The organism is Saccharothrix algeriensis (assembly GCF_016907655.1).
In the GTDB taxonomy this organism is placed as follows: Bacteria; Actinomycetota; Actinomycetes; order Mycobacteriales; family Pseudonocardiaceae; genus Actinosynnema; species Actinosynnema algeriense.
The window spans coordinates 1269846-1292347 of the sequence record NZ_JAFBCL010000001.1 but is presented as its reverse complement, the minus strand read 5'-3'; the positions used below and the strand labels follow the sequence as shown (position 1 = coordinate 1292347).

Annotated in this window: 20 protein-coding genes; 15 read left to right on the top strand and 5 right to left on the bottom strand. The window is 73.7% G+C overall.

The window, feature by feature from the left end:
* Positions 1 to 19 precede the first annotated feature (19 nt).
* Positions 20 to 1024 carry a glucose-6-phosphate dehydrogenase (coenzyme-F420) gene (gene fgd / locus JOE68_RS05455; RefSeq protein ID WP_204841244.1) on the top strand — a complete coding sequence of 335 codons (1005 nt, stop codon included), beginning with the start codon at positions 20 to 22 and terminating at the stop codon, positions 1022 to 1024.
* A gap of 108 nt (positions 1025 to 1132) precedes the next feature.
* Here fgd and JOE68_RS05450 read toward each other — a convergent pair whose 3' ends face one another.
* Positions 1133 to 1579, bottom strand: a complete 447-nt coding sequence (locus tag JOE68_RS05450; protein WP_204841243.1) for a cupin domain-containing protein — start codon at positions 1577 to 1579, stop codon at positions 1133 to 1135.
* The gene (locus tag JOE68_RS05445; RefSeq protein ID WP_204841242.1) at positions 1576 to 3099 is read right to left on the bottom strand and encodes a GGDEF domain-containing protein; all 1524 of its coding nucleotides are present in this window, start codon (positions 3097 to 3099) and stop codon (positions 1576 to 1578) included. Before JOE68_RS05445 ends, JOE68_RS05450 begins: the two co-directional genes overlap by 4 nt.
* Positions 3100 to 3281: 182 nt before the next feature.
* Between JOE68_RS05445 and ruvC the strand changes: the two genes are divergently transcribed.
* The 8 genes from ruvC to JOE68_RS05405 all read left to right on the top strand — a co-directional run bounded on the left by ruvC (position 3282) and on the right by JOE68_RS05405 (position 12369).
* A complete protein-coding gene (gene ruvC, locus JOE68_RS05440; RefSeq protein WP_204841241.1) occupies positions 3282 to 3884 on the top strand; it encodes a crossover junction endodeoxyribonuclease RuvC in 603 nt (200 codons plus the stop codon).
* Positions 3881 to 4471 (top strand): Holliday junction branch migration protein RuvA, encoded by a 591-nt coding sequence (ruvA, locus tag JOE68_RS05435; protein WP_204841240.1) that lies wholly within the window; start codon positions 3881 to 3883, stop codon positions 4469 to 4471. Before ruvC ends, ruvA begins: the two co-directional genes overlap by 4 nt.
* Before the next feature lie 70 nt (positions 4472 to 4541).
* A complete protein-coding gene (ruvB, locus tag JOE68_RS05430; RefSeq protein WP_204841239.1) occupies positions 4542 to 5603 on the top strand; it encodes a Holliday junction branch migration DNA helicase RuvB in 1062 nt (353 codons plus the stop codon).
* 104 nt (positions 5604 to 5707) lie between these two features.
* Positions 5708 to 6073: a preprotein translocase subunit YajC gene (yajC, locus tag JOE68_RS05425; protein ID WP_204845940.1), complete on the top strand. Its 366-nt coding sequence runs from the start codon at positions 5708 to 5710 to the stop codon at positions 6071 to 6073.
* Between the two features lie 321 nt (positions 6074 to 6394).
* Complete coding sequence (gene secD, locus JOE68_RS05420; protein ID WP_204841238.1) at positions 6395 to 8224, top strand: protein translocase subunit SecD; 1830 nt, start codon at positions 6395 to 6397, stop codon at positions 8222 to 8224.
* Between the two features lie 4 nt (positions 8225 to 8228).
* Positions 8229 to 9407 carry a protein translocase subunit SecF gene (gene secF / locus JOE68_RS05415; protein ID WP_204841237.1) on the top strand — a complete coding sequence of 393 codons (1179 nt, stop codon included), beginning with the start codon at positions 8229 to 8231 and terminating at the stop codon, positions 9405 to 9407.
* Positions 9404 to 9922 (top strand): adenine phosphoribosyltransferase, encoded by a 519-nt coding sequence (locus JOE68_RS05410; protein WP_204841236.1) that lies wholly within the window; start codon positions 9404 to 9406, stop codon positions 9920 to 9922. Before secF ends, JOE68_RS05410 begins: the two co-directional genes overlap by 4 nt.
* A 146-nt stretch (positions 9923 to 10068) precedes the next feature.
* Complete coding sequence (locus JOE68_RS05405; protein ID WP_204841235.1) at positions 10069 to 12369, top strand: RelA/SpoT family protein; 2301 nt, start codon at positions 10069 to 10071, stop codon at positions 12367 to 12369.
* A gap of 212 nt (positions 12370 to 12581) precedes the next feature.
* On the opposite strand, the gene JOE68_RS05400 is transcribed toward JOE68_RS05405, so the two are convergent.
* Entirely contained in the window at positions 12582 to 13445 is an 864-nt protein-coding gene (locus JOE68_RS05400) for a peptidylprolyl isomerase (protein WP_204841234.1), read from the bottom strand.
* A gap of 143 nt (positions 13446 to 13588) precedes the next feature.
* On the opposite strand from JOE68_RS05400, the gene JOE68_RS05395 reads away from it, so the two are divergent.
* The 3 genes from JOE68_RS05395 to JOE68_RS05385 are packed head-to-tail and all read left to right on the top strand — an operon-like array spanning position 13589 to position 16175.
* Positions 13589 to 14287 (top strand): MBL fold metallo-hydrolase, encoded by a 699-nt coding sequence (locus JOE68_RS05395; RefSeq protein ID WP_204841233.1) that lies wholly within the window; start codon positions 13589 to 13591, stop codon positions 14285 to 14287.
* A gap of 5 nt (positions 14288 to 14292) precedes the next feature.
* Positions 14293 to 15555 carry a histidine--tRNA ligase gene (gene hisS, locus JOE68_RS05390; protein WP_204841232.1) on the top strand — a complete coding sequence of 421 codons (1263 nt, stop codon included), beginning with the start codon at positions 14293 to 14295 and terminating at the stop codon, positions 15553 to 15555.
* The gene (locus JOE68_RS05385; protein WP_204841231.1) at positions 15552 to 16175 is read left to right on the top strand and encodes a hypothetical protein; all 624 of its coding nucleotides are present in this window, start codon (positions 15552 to 15554) and stop codon (positions 16173 to 16175) included. The genes hisS and JOE68_RS05385 overlap by 4 nt, the downstream gene beginning before the upstream one ends.
* An 18-nt stretch (positions 16176 to 16193) precedes the next feature.
* On the opposite strand, the gene JOE68_RS05380 is transcribed toward JOE68_RS05385, so the two are convergent.
* Complete coding sequence (locus JOE68_RS05380; protein ID WP_204841230.1) at positions 16194 to 17057, bottom strand: spermidine synthase; 864 nt, start codon at positions 17055 to 17057, stop codon at positions 16194 to 16196.
* 82 nt (positions 17058 to 17139) lie between these two features.
* Positions 17140 to 18555, bottom strand: coding sequence for a YibE/F family protein (locus tag JOE68_RS05375; RefSeq protein WP_204841229.1), 1416 nt, complete (start codon positions 18553 to 18555; stop codon positions 17140 to 17142).
* Positions 18556 to 18824: 269 nt separating this feature from the next.
* Between JOE68_RS05375 and JOE68_RS05370 the strand changes: the two genes are divergently transcribed.
* The 3 genes from JOE68_RS05370 (at position 18825) to JOE68_RS05360 (ending at position 22490) form a co-directional block, all read left to right on the top strand.
* The gene (locus JOE68_RS05370) at positions 18825 to 19451 is read left to right on the top strand and encodes a nitroreductase family protein (RefSeq protein ID WP_239562896.1); all 627 of its coding nucleotides are present in this window, start codon (positions 18825 to 18827) and stop codon (positions 19449 to 19451) included.
* A 565-nt stretch (positions 19452 to 20016) separates the two neighbouring features.
* Positions 20017 to 21924 carry an intein-containing Rv2578c family radical SAM protein gene (locus JOE68_RS05365; RefSeq protein WP_204841227.1) on the top strand — a complete coding sequence of 636 codons (1908 nt, stop codon included), beginning with the start codon at positions 20017 to 20019 and terminating at the stop codon, positions 21922 to 21924.
* A 68-nt stretch (positions 21925 to 21992) separates the two neighbouring features.
* The gene (locus tag JOE68_RS05360) at positions 21993 to 22490 is read left to right on the top strand and encodes a hypothetical protein (protein ID WP_204841226.1); all 498 of its coding nucleotides are present in this window, start codon (positions 21993 to 21995) and stop codon (positions 22488 to 22490) included.
* Positions 22491 to 22502: the final 12 nt, after the last annotated feature.

Sequence of the window (22502 nt, the reverse complement as noted above, 5' to 3'; positions counted from 1 at the left end):
GCGGAGACAGGGAGCGGCAATGGGGTTGAAGATCGGCTACAAAGCCTCCGCGGAGCAGTTCGGACCCCGTGACCTCGTCGAGTACGCCGTCCGGGCCGAGGAGGTGGGCCTGGACAGCGTGACGGTGTCCGACCACTTCCTGCCCTGGCGGCATGAGGGCGGCCACGCCCCGTTCGCGCTGTCCTGGATGGCCGCCGTGGGGGAGCGGACCAGCCGCGTCCTGATCGGCACCAGCGTGCTCACGCCGACCTTCCGCTACAACCCCGCGGTGGTCGCGCAGGCGTTCGCCACCATGGCCCTGCTGCACGAGGGCCGCGTGATGCTCGGCGTGGGCACCGGCGAGGCGCTCAACGAGACCGCCGTGTCCGGCCGGGAGTGGCCCGGGTTCAAGGAGCGCTTCGCCCGGCTGCGCGAGGCCGTCAAGCTCATCCGCGAGCTGTGGACCAGCGACAACGTCAACTTCTCCGGTGACTACTACACCCTGGTCAACGCGAAGGTCTACGACCGGCCCGAGCGCCCGGTGCCGATCTACGTCGCGGCCGGCGGCCCGACCGTCGCCAAGTACGCCGGCCGCGCCGGCGACGGCTTCATCTGCACCTCCGGCAAGGGCATGGACCTCTACACCGAGCAGCTGCTGCCCGCCGTCGCGGCCGGCGCGCAGGCCGCCGGCCGCGACCCGGCCGAGGTGGACCGGATGATCGAGGTCAAGCTGTCCTACGACCGCGACCCGGCGGCGGCGCTGGAGAACACCCGCTTCTGGGCCCCGCTGTCCCTCACGCCCGAGCAGAAGCACTCCGTGGACAGCGCCGAGGAGATGGAGCGGCTGGCCGACGAGCTGCCGATCGAGCAGGTGGCCAAGCGCTGGATCGTCGCGTCCGACCCGCAGGACGCGGTGGCGCAGATCAAGCCCTACCTCGACGCCGGCCTCAACCACCTGGTCTTCCACGGCCCCGGCCACGACCAGGAGCGCTTCCTCGCCCAGTTCTCCGAGGACGTCGTGCCCCTGCTGCGCGAGCTGGGCTGACCCCGCCGGCCCGCGGCGGCCCCGGCCCGGCAGCGCGGTGGCGCACGACCGGTCGGCGGCGCCGGCTCGCGCCCCGGCCCGGAGGCGGTCCCGGGCCCGGAGCCGCGTTCAGAACCGCGCGAAGCGCCGGATCGGCCCCGCGTGCGAGGGGTAGGCCGGGACGAGGTCGGCGGCCTTCGCGAACTCCACCACGTCGTCGGTGTACGGCGGGACCACGACCGTGCCCACCAGCGACCAGTCGCCCGCCGGGGCGCTCGCCTGCCACACCCCCGGCTCCACGGCGACCTGCGGGCGCTGGCCCGCCGCCAGGTCGGGGCCCAGCACGGGTTCGGTCACCGCGCCGCCGGGGTGCAGCAGCAGCATCCGCAGCGGCGCGCCCGCGTGGTGCGCGTACAGCTCCAGGTGCGACAGCCGGTGCAGCCCGGAGAACTCCGGGGCGCGCAGCAGGTAGTAGATGGCCGACGCCTCCGCCGACCGCCACGACTGCCCGAAGTGCCCGCCCTCCACCGGCAGCTCCGCCAGCCCCAGCAGCTCGATCGCCTCGTCGGGGGTCACGTCAGCTCCGCCTCCACCGTCCCGTGCACCACGACCATGCCCTTGCCCAGCCGCTTCGCCGCGTACATCGCCGCGTCGGCGCTGCCCAGCAGGTCGTCCGCGGTCAGCCCCCGGTCGTGCGCGGCGCGGTGCGAGATGCCGATGCTGGCGCGGATGAGGTGCTCGCCGCCGGCCGTCCGGTGCGGGTGGGACATCGCCGCCAGCACCCGGTCGCCGATCTCCTCCGGCGGCGACGAGTAGCCCTCCACGAGGATGCCGAACTCGTCGCCGCCCAACCGCGCCACCGTGTCCTGCGGGCGCACGCAGTGCTGGAGCCGCTCGGCGACGATGCGCAGCACCGCGTCGCCCTCCGCGTGGCCGTGGTTGTCGTTGACGTCCTTGAACCCGTCCACGTCGATGAACAGCACCACCAGCGGTTCGGGGCCGGCCAGGGCGGTGTCGAGGCGTTCGCGGAACAGCACGCGGTTGGCCACCCCGGTCAGCGGGTCGTGGTAAGCCTGGTGGCGCAGCCGCTCGCGGCTGTCCCGCAGCTGCTCCAGCAGCCGCACGTTGTCGATCAGGGTGAACAGCTGCCGCGCGATGACCAGCAGCACCACCGCCAGGCCGACGTAGATCTCGAACGGGTTCAGCCGCACCCCGGTCGCCGTGCCCACCACGATGAACAGCCCGGTGACCAGCATCGGCAGGTACGGCACCAGGACGTGCAGCAGCTCGCCCGCGCGCAGCCGCCCGGCCGCCGCGCGCTCCCGGCTGCCGCTGCTCGGCGCGACCGAGGACAGGAAGAACAGCGCCGGGCACACCATGAAGCCGATGTCGGCGGCCGGCGGGATCTCGGGCGCGCCCCGGCTCACCAGCAGCGCGAACACCCAGCCGGACGCGGACTGCCCCAGCGCCGCCAGCGCCACGAACAGCATCGGCAGCTGCCGCACCGAGCGGTGCGACCACGACGACACCAGCAGCGCCACCAGCAGCACCAGGTAGGCCGCCGGGTGCGCCACCACGGTCGCGAAACCCGGGCCGGAGGTCGCCCAGGCCCGCACCACCGACTCCAGCAGCGACACCCAGGTCAGCACGAACAGCGAGCCGACCACGATCAGCCCGTCCAGCACGATCACCACGCGGCTGCGGTGGTTGGGCAGCGAGCCCGCGCCGCCGTGGCCGAGGACCAGCACCGCGAACAGGGCCAGCAGCGGCACCAGGATGAACCCCAGCGGCGCGACCGTGGTCGACGGCAGCGCCACGCCCAGGAACACCTGGCCCCACGTCCACGCGCACAGCCCCGCGACCAGGCTCGCCATCGAGGCGGCCATCCACAGCCGCCACCGCCGCGCCACGCCCTGCCGGCGGCGGGCCGCGCGCCAGTAGCAGACCATCGCGGCCGAGGCGCCGGCCAGCTGCGTGAACTTGTCGACCGCGACCGCCGCCGCCCGGTCCAGCGCGCCGGAGACGACCAGGGCGACCACCCCGACCAGCAGGAGGCCGACGGCAGCGGTGAGGACGCCGAACCGCCTCAGGGTCATGGCACCCCGCCTAGGCCGCGACCGGAGTCGATCAGTGGGACCGAGCCACTGTAGTGACCCGGTGACGCTGTGTCGACCTGGGGGCTCCCGGGGGTGATCGGCGCGTGTCGGTCCGGGGGCGCGCGCGGCCACCCGGTACGGTTCGAACTGGTGTTCGTGGCAGGACTTCCGAGGGGACCAGCGTGCGCGTGTTCGGAGTCGACCCCGGTTTGACCCGGTGCGGGTTCGGGGTGGTCGACGGCGGCCCGGGGCGCACCGTGCGCGCCGTGGCGGTGGACGTCGTGCGCACCCCCGCGGACGCCGACCTGGCCGTGCGGCTGCTGCAGCTGTCCGACGCGGTGGAGGAGTGGCTCGACCGGCACCGGCCGCAGGTGGTGGCGGTGGAGCGGGTGTTCAGCCAGCACAACGTGCGCACCGCGATGGGCACCGCGCAGGCGGGCGGCGTGGTGGCGCTGGCCGCCGCGCGCCGCGGCCTGCCGGTGGTCTTCCACACGCCCAGCGAGGTCAAGGCCGCCGTCACCGGGTCCGGCCGGGCCGACAAGGCCCAGGTCACCGCCATGGTGACCAAGCTGCTGGGGCTCAAGACCGCGCCCCGGCCCGCCGACGCCGCCGACGCCCTCGCGCTGGCCATCTGCCACCTGTGGCGCGCGCCCATGCGGACGCGGCTGGCGGAGGCCGAGGCGAGGGCGGCCGAGCTGGCCCGGACCCACCGCGCGAGACTTGCCCGGGCCAGTGCCCGAGCGCCGGGCCGACCGGCGGCCGAGACCGGAGGGAAGACCCAGTGATTTCGTCGCTTCGTGGGCAGGTGCTGTCCATCGGACTCGATCACGCGGTCGTGGAGGTCGGGGGGGTCGGCTTCGCCGTGCAGGCCACGCCCGCCACGCTCGCGGCGCTGCGCCGGGGCGAGGAGGCGGCCCTGGCCACCGCCCTGGTGGTGCGGGAGGACTCGCTGACCCTGTTCGGGTTCGCCGACGCGGAGGCGCGCGAGCTGTTCGGGCTGCTGCAGACGGTGTCCGGCATCGGCCCCCGGATCGCGCTGGCGACGCTGGCCGTGCTGGAGCCGGACGAGCTGCGCGCCGCGCTGGCCGAGGGCAACATCACCGCGCTCACCCGGGTGCCCGGCATCGGCCGCAAGGGCGCCGAGCGGCTCGTCGTCGAGCTGCGGGACAAGGTGGGGCGGCTCGCCGCCGCGCCCGCCGCGGCGCAGGGCTCCGGGCAGGTGCGCGCGCAGGTCGCGGAGGCGCTGCTCGGCCTCGGGTTCCCGGCCAAGCAGGCCGAGCAGGCCGTGGACGCGGTGCTCGCCGAGGACGGCGCGCTGAGCACGTCCGAGGCGCTGCGCCGGGCGCTGGCCGCGCTGGGGCGCAAGCGGTGAGCCGCGCCGACACGTCCGGGCGGGCGCGCCGCGGCGGCGACGCGTCCCGGGGCGCCCGCGCGGAGGCGGTGTGAACGCCGGGGCCGAGCAGGACGGCGCCCTCGACCCGCTGCCCGACCCGGCCGAGCGGGACGTCGAGTCGACCCTGCGCCCGAGGGACCTGGGCGAGTTCGTCGGCCAGGCCAAGGTGCGCGAGCAGCTCGAACTGGTGCTGCACGGCGCGCTGCGGCGCGGCGCGCCCCCGGACCACGTGCTGCTGTCCGGGCCGCCCGGCCTGGGCAAGACCAGCCTCGCGATGATCATCGCGGCCGAGCTGGGCGCGTCGCTGCGCGTCACCTCGGGGCCGGCGCTGGAGCGCGCGGGCGACCTCGCCGCGATGCTGTCCAACCTGGTCGAGGGCGACGTGCTGTTCATCGACGAGATCCACCGGATGGCCCGCCCCGCCGAGGAGATGCTCTACCTGGCGATGGAGGACTTCCGGGTCGACGTGGTCGTGGGCAAGGGGCCGGGCGCGACCAGCATCCCGCTCGACATCGCCCCGTTCACGCTGGTCGGCGCGACCACCCGGTCGGGCGCCCTGACCGGCCCGCTGCGCGACCGGTTCGGGTTCACCGGGCACATGGAGTTCTACCGGCCCGACGAGCTGGAGCTGATCATCCGCCGGTCGGCGGGCATCCTGGGCGTCGACCTGCGCGAGGACGGCGGCCGGGAGATCGCCGGGCGCTCGCGCGGCACGCCCCGCATCGCCAACCGGCTGCTGCGGCGCGTGCGGGACTTCGCCGAGGTGCGCGCGGACGGCGCGGTCACCCGCGAGGTCGCCCGCGCCGCCCTGGCCGTGTACGACGTGGACGAGCTGGGCCTGGACCGGCTGGACCGGGCGGTGCTGGGCGCGCTGGTCCGGTCCTTCGGCGGCGGGCCGGTCGGCGTGTCGACGCTGGCCGTGGCGGTGGGCGAGGAGCCGACCACCGTCGAGGAGGTCTGCGAGCCCTACCTCGTGCGGGCCGGTATGTTGGCGCGCACGCCGCGTGGCCGGGTCGCGACCGCTTCGGCGTGGCTGCACCTGGGCCTCCAGCCCCCGGCGAACGCCCCTGGTGAGGCCACCCGCACGCTGTTCGACGACGCCGGCGACTGAGCGGGAGTGCTGACCTGGCACAATCGGCGGCGGTACCCCAGAAATCCGGACGTTCCGGGCAGACCTGCCCCGCCGCGCCGGTTGAACGGAGAATGATGGGCAACCTGTCTTCCTTGATGTTCCCGCTGCTGCTCGTGCTGCTGGCCGTGCCGCTGTTCCTCAGCGCGCGCAAGCAGAAGAAGGCGGTCGCCGAGCAGCAGGCGCTGCTCAACTCGCTGGAGCCGGGCGACCGGGTCATGACGACCTCCGGGCTCTACGCGACCGTCGCCGACGCGAGCGACGACACGACCATCGACCTGGAGATCGCCGACGGCGTCGTCACGACGTGGCTGCGGCAGGCGGTCCGGGAGAAGGTCGTGGCGGACGTCGACGACACCGACGCCGTGGTGGACGACACCGCCGACGTCGACGAGCCGGCCGCGGTCGCCGACGAGCCGGTCCGGCCGGCGCAGCAGGACACCAAGAAGTAGCGGGAAAGGGCATTCGGGGTTGTGCCGCGCGGTCGGCACAATCCTCTCGCCGCCGCGCGCCGGCCGCCGGTGCGCACCGCCGGCCGGGGGGTCAAGTGTGAACGACGAACGGACCCTCCCCCCGCCCCGGCGGACGCCTTATGGCCGCCGGCGCGACCGCCGGATCCAGCGCAACCGGTGACAGACAACTCACGCGGTGCGGGGTACGCTGCGCAATCACCCGGCAGGGCAGTGCCGGGCGGGCAAGCGCTGCCCTGATCCGTTCACCACGGTCGCGGCGGCGTCGACATCATCTTCGGAGTTCTAGGAGACGGACGGACCGTGGCACCTCCGGCCGGACAGATCCGCCCCGCGAAGTACTTGGGCGCGTTTGTCCTCATCGTGGTCGCGCTGTACTCCTTGGTGTTCTTCACCGGGAACGGCAAAGCGACTCCCAAGCTCGGCATCGACCTCCAGGGTGGCACGCGGGTCACGCTGACCGCACGCGCTCCCGACGGGCAGACGCCGTCGGACCAGGCGCTCGACCAGGCTCGGGAGTTGATCGAGACCCGCGTGAACGGGCTCGGCGTCACCGGTGCGGAGGTCGTCCGCGACGGCAGCAACCTGGTGATCACCGTCCCCGGTGACGACAGCGAGGGCGCCAAGCAGCTGGGTCAGACGGCGAAGCTGAACTTCCGCAAGGTCGTCGGCTCGCCGCAGCCCAACGCCCAGCCGCAGCCCCAGACGTCGTCCAGCGCGCCGACCTCCTCGGGCTCCGCCGCGCCGACCACGACGCCGGGCGCCCCCGCCGGCTCGGAGACCGCGTCCGCGCCCACCACCACCGCCCAGGGCCGCCCGGCCCCGGCGCTGGAGGGCCAGCCGGAGACCACGACGGCGCCCGCGACCACGACGGCGCCCGCCACGACGACGTCCGCGCCGGCCCAGCCGGAGGTCGACTGCCGCAAGGTGTTCGACGGCCAGTACTCCGAGGACACCCAGGAGGCCATCCGCGAGTCGCGGACCTGCCGCCAGGACCCGGCGCTGACCACGCTGGACGCGCAGACCGTCGGCCAGGCGCTGGCCGCGTTCACCTGCCCGACCAAGGACCCGCTGCTGGGCAACGACGACCCGGCGCTGCCGCTGCTGACGTGCGACCAGAAGAACGAGTTCAAGTACGTCCTGGCGCCGGTCAACCCGCCGTCGGACGGCAGCGTCAAGGACGACGACTTCAGCCTGTACTCCCGGCTGACCGGTGAGGACGTCGACAACGCCGTGTCGGGCACCGACCCGCAGGGCGCCGGCTTCATCGTCAACCTGACGTTCAAGGGCTCCGGCGGCGAGAAGTGGGGCAAGTTCACCTCGGCGAACGTGTCCCAGCAGGTCGCCGTGGTGCTCGACACCCAGGTGGTGTCCGCGCCGAACATCAACGAGCCCATCCTCGGCGGCTCGACGCAGATCTCCGGCAAGTTCACCCAGACCGAGGCCGACGGCCTGGCCAACGTGCTGAAGTACGGCTCGCTGCCGCTGTCGTTCGAGTCCTCCGAGGCGGAGACGGTGTCCGCGACGCTCGGCCTGGCCTCGCTGAAGGCGGGCCTGATCGCGGGCGGCATCGGCCTCGCGCTGGTCTTCCTGTACTGCCTGCTCTACTACCGCCTGCTGGGCCTGCTGACGATCCTGTCGCTGGTGCTGTCCGGCGTGGTGGTCTACGCGGTGCTGGTGCTGCTGGGTCGCCTGATGGGGCTCACCCTGGACCTCGCGGGCATCGCCGGCTTCATCGTCGCCATCGGCATCACCGCGGACTCGTTCGTGGTGTTCTTCGAACGGCTCAAGGACGAGGTGCGGGAGGGCCGGACGTTCCGCTCCGCCGTCCCGCGCGCCTGGGTCCGCTCCCGCCGCACCATCCTGTCGGCGGACGCGGTCAGCTTCCTCGCCTCGGCCATCCTGTGGGTCATCGCGGTCGGCCAGGTGAAGGGCTTCGCGTTCACCCTCGGCATGTCGACCGTCCTCGACCTGGTCGTGGTCTTCCTGGTCACGCACCCGCTGGTCGTGCTGGTCTCCAAGTCGAAGTCCCTGTCCCACCCGAAGCTGTCCGGCCTGGGCGGGGCCGCGCAGGCGGGCGCCGACGAGCGGGCGCTGTCGGCCGGCAAGCGCGCCGCCGTGAAGGAGGTCTGACCCGATGGCGAACCCCAAGGGCAGCGTGTTCCACCGGCTCTACGTCGGGACCGGCGCGTTCGACATCGTCGGCAAGCGCAAGCGCTGGTACGTCCTGTTCGGCCTGATCCTGCTGGTGTGCACGGCGTCGATCGTGCTCAAGGGCTTCAACCTGGGCATCGACTTCACCGGCGGCACGCGCATCCAGCTGCCCGCCGTGTCGGCCTCCGGCCCCATCAGCGTGGAGGCGGCCAAGGAGAGCTACACCAACGCCATGGGCGGCGAGCCGACGGCCGTGCAGTCCGTGGGCACCGGCGACTCGGCCACCCTCCAGATCCGCTCCGAGACGCTGGACGCCGACCAGGTCGGGCGCCTCAAGGAGGCCCTGAACAACGACCTCCAGCCCACCGGCGGCATCGGCACGATCAGCGACAGCGCCGTGTCGGCGTCCTGGGGCGGCTCGATCACCACCCAGGCCCTGATCGCGCTCGGGGTGTTCTTCCTCGCCGTGGCGATCTTCCTGGCGCTGTACTTCGAGTGGCAGATGGCGGTGGCCGCCCTGGTGGCGGTGGTGCACGACGTCGTCATCACCGCGGGCATCTACTCGCTGGTCGGCTTCGAGGTCTCGCCGGCGACGGTGATCGGTCTGCTGACCATCCTCGGCTTCTCGCTCTACGACACGGTCGTGGTGTTCGACAAGGTCAAGGAGAACACCAGGGGCATCCTGGGCCTGACCCGCCGCACCTACGGCGAGGCGGCCAACCTGGCGGTCAACCAGACGCTGATGCGCTCGATCAACACCTCCCTGATCGCCCTGCTGCCCGTCCTGGGCCTGCTGGCGATCGGCGTGGGCCTGCTCGGCGTCGGCACGCTGAAGGACCTGGCCCTGGTCCAGCTGACCGGTATGGCGATCGGCGCGCTGTCGTCGATCTACATCGCCACCCCGGTCGCGGTGGACCTGAAGATGCGCGACCCGCGCTACCGGGCCCAGGCCGCCCGCGTGCAGGCCCGCCGCGACAACCTGGCCCGCAAGGCGTCGGGCGAGCCGGTGACCGGCGACGCGATCGTCGAGTCCACCGACGACGAGTCGCTGGAGGCGGAGCTGCGCAAGGAGAAGGCGCTGACGGCGGCGGCCGGCGTGCCCTCGCGCACCGGCAAGGCCGCCGACGCCCGGCGCCGCCCGACCGGCAAGAAGCACCGTTGAAGCTGGACCGAGCCCTCGGGCTGCTGCGTGAGGTCCCGGACTTCCCCCGACCGGGGGTCGTCTTCCGGGACCTCACGCCGGTCCTGGCCGACCCCGACGCGCTGCGCGCCGTGGTGGACGCGCTCCAGGACCGGATCCACCCGGACACGCAGGTGGTGGCCGCGATCGAGTCCCGCGGCTTCCTCCTCGGCGCGGCCCTGGGCTACGGCTGGCACTACGGCGTGGTCCCGCTGCGCAAGCCGGGCAAGCTGCCGGCGGTGGCCCACCGGGTCTCCTACGACCTGGAGTACGGCGCCGCCGCCCTGGAGCTGCCGGCCGGCTCCATCGCGCCCGGTCAGCCGGTCGTGGTGGTGGACGACGTGCTGGCCACCGGCGGCACGGCGGAGGCCGCCTGCACCCTGGTGGAGCGGGCGGGCGGCGTGGTGACCGGCGTGTCGGTGCTGCTGGAGATCCCGGCCCTGGGCGGCCGGGACCGCCTGGCCGGCCGCTCGGTGGACTCCCTGGTCGCGGTCTGACCCCCCGCCGCGCGGGGCCGGGCGCCGATAGCCCCGACCGAAGCGCCGGGTGCAGCTCGTCGTGTGAAGTTCACCGCTCATCGGTCGGGTACCCGGCCAACCCCCTCCGCGGAGTTATCCTCGGTTCCTAGCCCCGAGGAGCGTGGTTGAGCCAGGAAACCGAACCCGCCGCGACGACGCCGCCCGTGCCCGCACGGCCCCCGTCGGCCACCAGGCGCGTGCGCGCACGTCTCGCCCGCCGGATCACCGCGCAGCGGGCGGCCCCGGTCAAGCAGGTCCTCGAACCGCTGGCCGCGGTGCACCGGGACCTGCACCCCAAGGCCGACCTGGCCCTGCTCCAGAACGCCTACGACGTCGCCGAGGAGAAGCACCGCCCGCAGCGCCGCAAGTCCGGCGACCCGTACATCACTCACCCGCTCGCGGTGGCGACGATCCTGGCCGAGCTGGGCATGGACACCACGACCCTGGTCGCGGCCCTGCTGCACGACACGGTCGAGGACACCGACTACTCGCTGGACCAGCTCCGGGTGGACTTCGGCAACGAGGTGGCCCTGCTGGTCGACGGGGTCACCAAGCTGGACAAGGTCAAGCTGGGCGCGGCGGCCGAGGCGGAGACCATCCGCAAGATGGTGATCGCGATGGCGAAGGACCCCCGGGTCCTGGTCATCAAGCTGGCCGACCGCCTGCACAACATGCGCACGATGCGGTTCCTGCCGCCGGAGAAGCAGGCCCGCAAGGCGCGGGAGACCCTGGAGGTGCTGGCCCCGCTGGCGCACCGCCTGGGCATGGCCACGGTGAAGTGGGAGCTGGAGGACCTGGCCTTCGCCATCCTCCAGCCCAAGAAGTACGACGAGATCGTGCGCCTGGTGGCCAACCGCGCGCCGTCGCGCGACACCTACCTCAGCGGCGTGATCAACGAGCTGTCCGGCCAGCTGGAGGGCGCGCGGATCACCGCGAAGGTCGAGGGCCGCCCCAAGCACTACTACTCGATCCACCAGAAGATGATCGTGCGGGGCCGCGACTTCGACGACATCCACGACCTGGTGGGCGTGCGCATCCAGGTCGACGAGGTGCGCGACTGCTACGCGGCGATGGGCGTGGTGCACGCGCTGTGGCAGCCGATGCCCGGCCGCTTCAAGGACTACATCGCCCAGCCCCGGTTCGGCGTCTACCAGTCGCTGCACACCACCGTGATCGGCCCGGACGGCAAGCCGCTGGAGGTGCAGATCCGGACCTACGACATGCACCGCACCGCCGAGTACGGCATCGCGGCGCACTGGCGGTACAAGGAGACCCGGGGCACGCACAGCGGCAAGGGCGTCGAGGTCGACGAGATGGCGTGGATGCGCCAGCTGCTGGACTGGCAGCGGGAGGCCGCCGACCCCGGCGAGTTCCTGGAGTCCCTGCGCTTCGACCTGGCCGCGCGGGAGATCTTCGTCTTCACGCCCAAGGGCGACGTGGTGACCCTGCCGACCGGCTCGACCCCGGTCGACTTCGCCTACGCCGTGCACACCGAGGTCGGCCACCGCTGCATCGGCGCGCGGGTCAACGGCCGGCTGGTGGCGCTGGAGCGCAAGCTGGAGAACGGCGAGGTCATCGAGATCTTCACCTCCAAGGCGGAGGGCGCGGGGCCGTCGCGGGACTGGCTGTCGTTCGTGTCCTCGCCGCGGGCCAAGGCGAAGATCAAGCAGTGGTTCGCGAAGGAGCGCAAGGAAGAGGCCATCGAGGTGGGCAAGGACGCCATCGCCAAGGAGGTGCGGCGGGTCGGCCTCCCGCTGCAGCGCCTGGTGTCCGCCGACTCGATGGGCGCGCTGTCGAAGGAGCTGCACTACCCGGACGTGTCGGCGCTGTACGCGGCGGTGGGGGAGGGGCACACCTCCGCCCGGCACGTGGTGCAGCGGCTGGTCGCGCAGCTCGGCGGCGTCGACCACGCCGAGGAGGAGCTGGCGGAGCGCTCCACGCCGTCCACCGTGGCCCGGCGGCGGGTCACCGGGGACGCCGGCGTCATCGTCAAGGACGCGGCGGACGTGTGGGCCAAGCTGGCCCGCTGCTGCACGCCCGTGCCGGGGGACGACATCCTCGGGTTCGTCACGCGCGGCGGCGGGGTGTCGGTGCACCGCACGGACTGCACCAACGCCGACGAGCTGCTCAAGACCCCCGAGCGGCTGCTGGACGTGGAGTGGGCGCCGTCGGCCTCGTCGGTGTTCCTGGTGGCGATCCAGGTGGAGGCGCTGGACCGGCACCGGCTGCTGTCGGACGTCACCAAGGTGCTGGCCGACGAGAAGGTGAACATCCTCTCGGCCTCGGTGACGACCTCGCGGGACCGGGTGGCGGTGAGCCGGTTCTCGTTCGAGATGGGCGACCCCAAGCACCTCGGGCACGTCCTGAAGGCCGTCCGCAGCGTCGAGGGCGTCTACGACGTCTACCGGGTGACCTCCGCTTCGTGACCCCGCGGGAGCGGCCGGTCGGGCGGGGGCACACCTGACCCGGTGGGCTGGTCGAGTGCCCTGATCGGGTGGTTCTTCCGGCGGTGTGGCGTCAGCGAAACGTCAGGTAGGGCTGCCACGATTTTTGCACCGGGGCTGCACACCCCGGCGGGGAAGACGAAGGGCCCCGCACCCCTCTCCCGGGTGCGGGGCCCCTTCGCGTCGGCCGCCGGTCAGGCCGTGGTGACCGTCTCGAACTTCACTTCCTTGTTCGGCTTGCCGCCACCCGGCGCCGGGTCGAACGAGCCGTCGTGGCCGGCGCGGGCCACCTCGTCGATCAGCTTGAGGCCGGCCTCGTCCACGCTGCCGAAGACGGTGTAGTCGGCGGGCAGCTGGGCGTCGCCGTAGACGATGAAGAACTGGCTGCCGTTCGTGCCCTTCTGGGTCTCCTTGTCCTGGCCGGCGTTGGCCATGGCCAGGTAGCCGCGGCCGTAGGTCAGCTCCGGCCAGGTCTCGTTGTCGAACGCGTAGCCGGGGCCGCCGCTGCCGGTGCCGGTCGGGTCGCCGCACTGGAGCATCTGCAGGCCCTCGGTGCCGATGCGGTGGCAGGTGGTGCCGTCGTAGTAGCCCTGCTTGACCAGGCTCACGAAGCTGTTGACGGTGCACGGGGCCAGCGAGCGGTCCAGGGTCAGCTGCAGCTCGCCGATGTTGGCCTTGACGGTGGCGGCCACGGTCCCGGTCGACGGGACGCCGGTGGCTTCGGGGGCCTTGGTGCCCTCCTTCGCCGCGCCCTCCGCCGACGTGCGGTACTCGCAGCTCACCGGGTCCGCCAGCGGCGTCGGGCGCTGGGGCAGCGCCTTGACCTCGGTCGGGATCTGGATGGGCTGGGGCGGGGTGGACGAGGCGGCGGCGTTGTCGCCGTCGCCGCCGAAGTCGGCTGTCGCGAGGAAGTACGCCCCACCCGCGACCGCGACCACGAGGGCCGCCGTCACGACCACGGCCAGGACCCGGCGCCGCTTCGCGCGCTCCGCCCGGCGGACGAGCTGTCGCTCCAGCTTCCGCTTGGCCTGCTCGCGGCGCTGCACGTTGGTCGGCACCTGCAACCTCCCTGTTCTCGCGTCGACCGGCGACGATCGGTGTGCAGTCTAGGGGGCTGGTATATGGCCGGCGTCAGGCGGATAGTCTGGTCTTCGGTCCACAGGCATCCGTTGCCGTTCCGTTGCCGACGAGAGGTGTCCGCGTGCTGGTGATCGGGTTCGCCACCGGCGCCCTCCAGGCCAACTGCTACCTGCTCGCCCCGGACGCGGGCGGGCCGTGCGTGGTGGTCGACCCGGGCCAGGACGCGGCCGAGCCGGTCGAGCGGGCGCTGCGCGAGCACCGCCTGACACCGGTCGCCGTGCTGCTGACCCACGGGCACTTCGACCACGCCTTCTCCGTCGCGCCGGTCTGCGACGGCAACGACGTGCCGGCGTGGGTCCACCCGGAGGACCGCGCCCTGCTGTCCGACCCGCTGCGGGGCATCAGCGCCGAGTCGCGCTCGTTCTTCGGCGGCAACCTGGAGATGCGGGAGCCGCGCGAGGTGCGCGAGCTGGCCGACGCGGCGGAGCTGGACCTGGCGGGGCTGCGGCTGACCGTCGACCACACACCGGGCCATACCGGCGGGTCGGTGATGTTCCGCGCCGGCACCGAGGAGGGCGGGCGGCTCGTGCTGTCCGGCGACACCCTCTTCGCCGGCTCCATCGGACGCACCGACCTGCCGGGCGGCGACCACCGCGCCATGCTGGCGTCACTGCGCACGAAGGTGCTGACGCTGCAGGACGACACGGTGGTGCTGCCCGGCCACGGGCCCACGACGACCATCGGCCGCGAGCGCGTCGGCAACCCGTTCCTGCTGGAACTGGGCGACGAAGCGCCCGCCGCACCGCACCGAGGACTGTAGAAGCCGTGACCGCGTTCTCCGCCCCCAAGGGCGTGCCCGATTACCTCCCGCCCACCTCCGCCTCCTTCCTGGCCGTCCGCGAGACCCTGGTGGACTCCGCGCGCCGCGCCGGGTACGGCTACGTCGAGCTGCCCGTCTTCGAGGACACCGCGCTGTTCGCGCGCGGCGTCGGCGAGTCCACCGACGTGGTCACCAAGGAGATGTACACCTTCACCGACCGCGGCGGCCGGTCCATCACGCTGCGCCCCGAGGGCACCGCGGGCGTGATGCGGGCCGTCATCGAGCACGGCCTCGACCGGGGCCAGCTGCCGGTGAAGCTCGCCTACGCCGGCCAGTTCTTCCGGGCCGAGCAGCCGCAGTCGGGCCGCTACCGGCAGTTCCACCAGGTCGGCGTCGAGGCGATCGGCGTGGACGACCCGGCGCTGGACGCCGAGGTCATCGCCATCGCCGACGAGGCGTTCCGGCGGATGGGCCTGACCGGCTACCGGCTGGAGCTGACCTCGCTGGGCGACTCGTCGGACCGGCCCGCCTACCGGGAGCTGCTCCAGGCGTTCCTGGCGGGGCTGCCGCTGGACGCCGAGACCCGCCGGCGGGCGGGGATCAACCCGCTGCGCGTGCTGGACGACAAGCGGCCCGAGGTGCGGGCGATGGTGGAGGGCGCGCCGCTGATGCGCGACCACCTGTCCGACGCCTCGCGCGCGCACTACGAGCAGGTCAAGGCCCACCTGGGCGACCTGGGCGTGAAGTACGTGGAGAACCCGCGGATGGTGCGCGGCCTGGACTACTACACCAAGACCTGCTTCGAGTTCGTGCACGACGGCCTGGGCGCGCAGTCCGCCATCGGCGGCGGCGGCCGGTACGACGGGCTGATGGAGCAGCTGGGCGGCCCGCCGCTGTCCGGCGTCGGGTTCGGCCTGGGCGTGGACCGCTCGCTGCTGGCGTGCCAGGTCGAGGGCGTGCAGCCGGGCGACACCTCCCGGTGCGACGTGTACGGCGTGCCGCTGGGCGAGGCCGCGAAGGCGCGCCTGGTGGCGCTGTCGGGGTCGCTGCGCGCGGCCGGGGTGCGGTTCGACCTGGCGTACGGCGGCAAGGGCCTCAAGGGCGCGATGAAGGGCGCCGACCGGTCGGGCGCGCGGTTCGCGCTGGTGCTGGGCGAGCGGGACATCGAGGCGGGCGTCGTGCAGCTCAAGGAGCTGGCCACCGGCGACCAGCGCGAGGTGCCGCTGGTGGACGCGGTGATCTCGGTGCGGGAGGCGTTGGGCCGGTGAGCGAGCAGACCCCGCTGGACCTGCTGGACCCGGCCGCGGTGCGCAAGCGCGCCCGGACGGTCGCGGTCGGCGCGCTGATCGTGGCCGCCGCGTTCGGCGGGTTGCTGGGGCTGCTCGCGGGCCGGACGGCGGGCCTGGTCGCGGCGGTCGCGGTCGGCGCGCCGCTGCTGCTGCTGGCGTGGGCGGAGGCGCGGCGGCGGGTGTGGCTGGAGGGCCACGTCCTGTCCGTGCGCGCCTTCGGCACGCGCTCGGTCGACCTGCGCGCCGCCGACCAGCTCGACCTGCTGGTGACCGACGTGCGCGGCGCCCGGACGGTGGGGCTGTTCGTGCGCGGCGGCGGCAAGGCGATCAACCTGGCGCTGGCGATCTACGCCGGCACGGGCGGGCGCGAGCAGGGCGTGCTGGGGCTGCGCAGGCTGGCCGACGTGCTGGCGGGCCGGGGCGACGCGCCGGGCCTGGTGTTCTCCGAGCTGCTGGTGGCGCAGCTGCGGGCGGAGGCGCGCGGGCTGGCGGCGGCGGACCGGCCGCTGTACCAGCTCGGGTCGCTGGCGCCGGGCGGGCGGCTGGCGCAGAAGCTCAACCCGGACGCGATCTCGCGGTTCGTGTCGACCCTGGACTGACCCGGGCGCCCGGGTCGGTCAGTCGGCGGGCAGCCCCCAGGTGCCCTTCGGCGGGGGAGGGGACTGCGTGGCGGTGGCGTCCGTCGTGGCGGGCGCGCCGCCGATGAACCGGACCAGCGCGTCGTCGTGCTCGACGCGGCCGGGGAACGGGTCGCCCGCCGTGCGGCGGACCAGGTCCCGGACGGGCAGGGCGACGTGCGAGCCGAGCAGGACGAAGTTGCCGAAGCGCCGACCCCGGAACACCGCGGGCTCGGCGATGACGCACACGTGCCGGAACACCGCCCGCACGGTCGCGGCCTGGGCCTTCGCGAACGCCAGCGCGCCGCCGTCGCCGATGTTGGCCGCGTAGACCCCGCCGCCGCGCAGCGCGCGGGCCGCCAGCTCCACGAACTCGACCGACGTCAGGTGCGCCGGGGTGCGCGCGCCCGCGAACACGTCGGTGACGACCAGGTCGAAGGTGTCCTCCGGGGCCTTGGCCAGCACCTCCCGCGCGTCGCCGGTGCGGATCTTCACCCGCCAGGTGCGCTCCAGCGGCAGCAGCCCCCGCACCAGGTCGACCAGCGCCGCGTCGACCTCCACGACCTGCTGCGCCGAGCGCGGCCGGGTCTCGGCGACGTACCGCGGCAGGGTCAGCCCGCCGCCGCCCAGGTGCAGGGCGCGGATCGGGTCGTCGTCGGGCGCGACGAGGTCCACGAGGTGCCCGAGCCGGCGGACGTACTCGAACTCCAGGTGGCGCGGGTCGTCCAGGTCCACGTGCGACTGGGGGGTGCCGTTGAGGCGCAGCGTCCACGCGCGGGGCACGTCCGGGTCGGGGACCAGTTCCGCGATGCCCGAGTCGACCTCCCTCGTGACGGTCTGGTCGGTCTTCCGGGTGCGTCCCACGGCGGGGATTATCCCGGTGGGCCGCGGGCGCGCCGCCGGTGGCCGGGGCACGGGCGGGGGCGGTCGTCGGCCGGCGCCGTCGTCAGCGGGGCGGGCCGGGGCGGCGCCACGGGCCCTTGGCCGGGTCGTACCCGGTCCGCAGGTCGCCGGTCATCCGCGCGAACCGCCGGGGCGCGGGTTCGGGCTCCTCCCGGCCGCCCCCGCCGGCGCGGCCGTCGAGGGCGTCCTCGGGCTCGTCGGCGGGGTCGTCCTCGGGGTCGTCCTCCGGGTCCGCCGCCGCGGGGTGCGCGGGCACGTCCTCGCGCCCCACGACGAACGCGGCCAGCGCCGTCGTGATCGGCACGGCCGCCACCAGGCCGATGCTGCCCACCAGGGTCCGCACGACCTCCTGGGCCACCTGCTGCGCGGTCAGGATCTCGCCCAGGTCCCGGCCGGACAGCGAGAACGCCAGCAGCAGCGGCAGCGCCGTGCCCGCGTACGCCATGACCAGCGTGTTGACCACCGACGCGAGGTGGTCGCGCCCGATCCGCGACCCGGCCGCGTACAGCTCGCGGAACCCCAGCGCCGGGTTGGCCCGCCGCAGCTCCCACACCGCGCTGGTCTGGGTCACCGTCACGTCGTCCAGCACGCCCAGCGCGCCGATGACGGTCCCGGCGAGCAGCAGGCCGCGCGTGTCGACGCCGTGCCCGAGCAGGGACACCAGGTTCGCGGTGTCCTGGTCCAGCCCGGTGAGCTTGCCCAGCGCCGAGAACACCAGGCCGAGCACGCCGATCAGCGCGAGGCTGACCAGCGTCCCCAGCACCGCCGCGGACGTGCGGGCGGAGAAGCCGTGCGTCAGGTACAGCACCAGGAACATGATCAACCCGGAGCCGACCACGGCCACCCACACCGGGTCCTCTCCCGCCAGGATCGCGGGCAGCACGAACAGCACCAGCACCGCGAAGCTCAGCGCGAGCGCGCCCAGCGCGGCCAGCCCCCGCCACCGCCCGAGCAGCAGCACGGCCGCCACGAACAGCACCGCGAGCAGCAGCATCGGCACGCCGCGCTGGAAGTCGGCGAGCTGGTAGGACTGGCTCGACGCCGGGTCGCCGCCGCCGAAGGACAGGACGACCGCGTCGCCGACGGTGAACGTCGGCGAGGAGTCCTGCTCCGGCACCGGCAGCCGCACCTCGCGCCCGGCCGCCGCGCCGTCGGTCATCCGGACGGTGACCAGGACGCACCCGGTCGCGCCGGCCTGGTCGGCGTCCGGCCCGCAGCCGCCGCGCGCGACGGCCGTGACGTCGCCGCGCACCGGCACCTGGGTGAGCCCCGCGTCCGCGCCGGTCGGCTGGTCGTGGCCGAACGGGTAGAGCAGCAGCGCGCCGACGACGGTGGCCAGCACCAGCGGCAGCACCAGGACCAGCAGCAGCTTGCGGACCGGCGCGGACGCGGGCCCGGTGTCGTGGCCGTGCCCGTGGCCGTGGCCGGTGATCAGGTCCTTGGCGTGCACAGGGCACATCCTGCCCGATCACCGGGAACCCGACGCGCGGGCCGTGGCCTCCCCGGCCCGTGGCCGCGCGCGCCTCGTCGGTGTGTCCACAGTGGAGTGACCAGGTCGGTCGCGTCGAGGTGGTCGAGACCATTCGTCCGCTCACCGGACATTTCGGTGCGAATTTCGGGCCGAGGGCTTTCTCCCGGGCGACCTCGGTGCCACAGTGCCTCGTTGTGACGAACTGGACCCCCACCCACGGTCAGGACTTCGACCCGGTGCCCTACCGGCCCGCCCGGATGCCGGCCGAGCAGTCCCTGCGCACGGCGGCCGAGTTGCGCGAGCGCATGGACCAGCGCCGCACGGTGCGCATGTTCTCCACCGACCCGGTGCCGACGCAGGTCGTGCTGGACGCCATCGCCGTCGCCTCGACCGCGCCCAGCGGCGCGCACCAGCAGCCGTGGACCTTCGTGCGGGTGGTCGACCCGGACGTGCGCAAGGCGATCCGCGACGCCGCCGAGCACGAGGAGCGCATCTCCTACGAGGGCCGGCTGGGCGAGGAGTGGCTCGAAGCGCTGCGCCCGCTGGGCACCGACGACGTCAAGCCGCACCTCACCGACGCGCCGGAGCTGGTCGTGGTCTTCCAGCAGCGCTTCTACCTGGAGCCCGACGGCAGCAGCCGCAAGCACTACTACGTCGACGAGTCGGTGGGCATCGCGGTCGGGATGCTGCTCACCGCGCTGCACCTGGCGGGGCTCGCGGCGCTGACGCACACCCCGTCGCCGATGAAGTTCCTCGGCGAGGTGCTGGGCCGCCCGCGCAACGAGAAGGCGTTCGCGGTCATCCCGATCGGCTACCCGGCCGACGACTGCGTGGTCCCGAACCTGGTGCGCAAGTCGCTGGACCAGGTCCTGGTCATCGTCTAGCGGCCCGGACGCCCGTGGCGCGGCGCCTCCGCGTGGTGGAGGTGCCCGGCCGGGGCGGCCGTGGACCGTCCACAAGGGACGGTCGGCAGTCTTCACCGGGTCGAATCCCCTTGTGGGGCTTCCGTTCGGTGTGAAGCAGGCCATGCCCGGGTACCCGGGAAGTGCCGAGGTGCGCCGCGAGTTGTCGCGACAGCGTGGTCGTGCCGGTGCTCTCGGCCCAGACCACCGCGACCCGTGCGGGCGTCGCGGTCCAACCGGTGCCGCCGACTGGGTGGGGCCGGCCGGCCGCAGTGTGAACTGCGTCATGCCGGTTCCCGGTCCGTGCGCGGTGCGCGCGCCCGATACCGCAGGTCCGGCGTGCGCGGCACGCGCGATCCCACGTACAGGAACGCCGCGGGCCACGGCCGTCGTAGGCGTACAACGGAACGTAGATCACTTCGGCGGTGGTCCACCGCCATCGGCGCTCGACCACCTTTCCGTGGCTCCGTCGAGGTGGTGAAGGGGCGGAGGAAGCGGCGTCGGTACTCCGTTTGACGGGTTTTCGAACATATGTTCGGATGTGGACATGCGATGGGACGGGCAGAAGGACGTGGGGGACCGGCAGCAGGCGCTACCGGGGTTGCCGGGACTGGTCCGCAGCGTGCGCACCCCCGACTTCGCCGACGTCGTGTTCCACGAGGTGCGCGCCAAGTCCGTGCTGAACAGGGTCCCCGGTGGGCGGCTGCCGTTCGGCTGGACGGTCAACCCGTACCGGGGCTGCACGCACGGCTGCACCTACTGCCTGGCCGGTGACACGCCCGTCCTGCTGGCCGACGGCCGCACGAAGCCCATCTCCCGGCTGGCGGTGGGGGAACAGGTGTTCGGCACCCGCGAGGGCCGCTTCGTCGCGACGCGGGTGAAGGCGCTGTGGACCACCGAGAAGCCCGCCTACCGGCTGACCCTGGAGGACGGCACGCAGGTCGTGGCCAGCGGCGACCACCGGTTCCTCACCGAGGACGGCTGGCGGCACCTCACGCCGGGCCGCTGCGCGGACTCCGACGAGCGGCCGTTCCTGGTGAAGGGCGCCCGCCTGGTCGGGACCGGCCGCTTCACCGCGCCGCCCGCGGCCGACGACGACTACCGGCGCGGCTACCTGTGGGGCGTGGTGCGCGGCGGGCTGCCCGGCGACCCGGACGTGCTGGCGCGGGCGCGGGACTTCGGGGGCGGGGTGATCCCGCGCGACGGCGAGCTGGTCGAGTGGCCGGCGGCGCCCGGTGACGAGTGGAGCAAGGGCTTCCTGGCCGGCCTGTTCGACGCGCGCGGCACCGCGACCGGTGGCGAGCTCGTGCTGTCCAGTTCGGACAGCACCGTGTTCGAGGCGGCGGTGCTGGCGCTGCTGCGCCTGAGGATCGCGCACGTGGTGGAGGTGCGCGGCGTGCGGATCACCGGGGGGCTGGCGGAGAAGCTCCGCTTCCTGCACCTGGTGAACCCGGCGGTGGCGCGCGGCAACGCGGTGGAGGGCACGCCGGTCCCGCGCGGGGCGCGGCTCGGCGTCCTGTCGGTGGAGGCGCTGGGCGTGACGCGGACCCTCTACGACATCACCACCGGCACGGGCGACTTCGTGGCCAACGGCCTGGTGAGCCACAACTGCTTCGCCCGCAACTCGCACACCTACCTCGACCTGGACGCCGGCCACGACTTCGACTCGCAGGTCGTGGTCAAGGTCAACGCGGTGGAAGTCCTGACCGCGCAGCTGAAGTCGCGGCGGTGGCGGCGCGAGCACGTGGCGATGGGCACGAACACCGACCCGTACCAGCGGGCCGAGGGCCGCTACGCGCTGATGCCGGGCATCATCCGGGCGCTGGCGGACTCCGGCACGCCGTTCTCGGTCCTGACGAAGGGGACCGTGCTGTCGCGCGACATCCCGCTGCTGAGCGAGGCGGCGGGGCAGGTGCCGGTCGGCATCGGCGTGTCGATCGCCCTGCTGGACCGGGAGCTGCAGGCGGGCCTGGAACCGGGCACGCCGAGCCCGCAGGCGCGGCTGGAGCTGGTGCGCAGGGTGCGCGAGGCCGGGTTGCCGTGCGGGGTGTTCGTCGCCCCCGTGCTGCCGGGCCTGACGGACTCGGCGCAACGCCTGGACGAGCTGCTGGCCGGGATCGCGGCGGCGGGGGCCACCGGGGTGACCGTGCTGCCCCTGCACCTGCGGCCGGGCGCGCGGGAGTGGTTCGCGCGGTGGCTGGCGCGCGAGCGCCCCGACCTGGTCGACGGCTACCGGAAGCTGTACGCGCGCGGCGCCTACGTCGACGCCCACTACCGGCGTCGCCTGGCGGCCAGGGTCGAACCGCTGCTGCGCAAGCACGGCCTGGCCGTGCAGCACCGCGTCGAGCTGTCGGGCGAGCCCGATGACGACGACGGCGCGTGGCCCGGGGGCAGCCTGCCCGCCTCGACACCGAACCCGCGCGGCCTCGACCGGGGGCAGCTCACCCTCCTGTGAGGGGTCCCGCCGCCGGCCGAGCCGCCCGATCGGGGGTTCTCCGGCCGCCGGCCGGGTAGTTCCACCTCATGGACACGTACCTGGGCATCTACCTGAAGGACCAGTTCGCGATGGGCGTGCTGTGGCGCGAGCTGGCCCGCCGCGCGCAGCGCAACAACCAGGGCACCCCGCTGGGCGAGGCGCTGGCGGAGGTGGCGACGGGCATCGCCGAGGACGTGGAGACGTTCCGGTCGATCATGGAACGGGTGGGCGTCCGCCCGAGCCGGCTCAAAACCGCTTCCGCGGCCGTGTCCGAGCGGGTGGGGCGGCTCAAGCTCAACGGCCGGCTGGGCGGTTACTCGCCGTTGAGCCGTTTCGTGGAATTGGAGGCCGTGACCATGGGGATCGACGGCAAGAAGCAGTTGTGGAACACCGTCGCCGATTTGGCGGGGCTGCGCGAACGCCTGCCGGACATCGACTTCGACCACCTCCTGGAACGCGCCGAGCGCCAGCGGGCCACCCTGGAGCCATTCCGCACGCGGGCCGGGACGAAGGTCCTCCGCGCCCCCGCCCCGAACCGCTCCTGAAGCGCTTCCGGG

What these genes read in the sequence shown, in the direction of transcription:
- fgd (WP_204841244.1), top strand. Translation starts at nt 20, where the DNA reads ATGGGGTTGAAGATCGGCTACAAAGCCTCCGCGGAGCAGTTCGGACCC.
- JOE68_RS05445 (WP_204841242.1), bottom strand. Translation starts at nt 3,099, where the DNA reads ATGACCCTGAGGCGGTTCGGCGTCCTCACCGCTGCCGTCGGCCTCCTG.
- secF (WP_204841237.1), top strand. Translation starts at nt 8,229, where the DNA reads ATGGCGAACCCCAAGGGCAGCGTGTTCCACCGGCTCTACGTCGGGACC.
- JOE68_RS05375 (WP_204841229.1), bottom strand. Translation starts at nt 18,555, where the DNA reads ATGTGCCCTGTGCACGCCAAGGACCTGATCACCGGCCACGGCCACGGG.
- JOE68_RS05370 (WP_239562896.1), top strand. Translation starts at nt 18,825, where the DNA reads ATGCCGGCCGAGCAGTCCCTGCGCACGGCGGCCGAGTTGCGCGAGCGC.
- JOE68_RS05365 (WP_204841227.1), top strand. Translation starts at nt 20,017, where the DNA reads ATGCGATGGGACGGGCAGAAGGACGTGGGGGACCGGCAGCAGGCGCTA.
- JOE68_RS05360 (WP_204841226.1), top strand. Translation starts at nt 21,993, where the DNA reads ATGGACACGTACCTGGGCATCTACCTGAAGGACCAGTTCGCGATGGGC.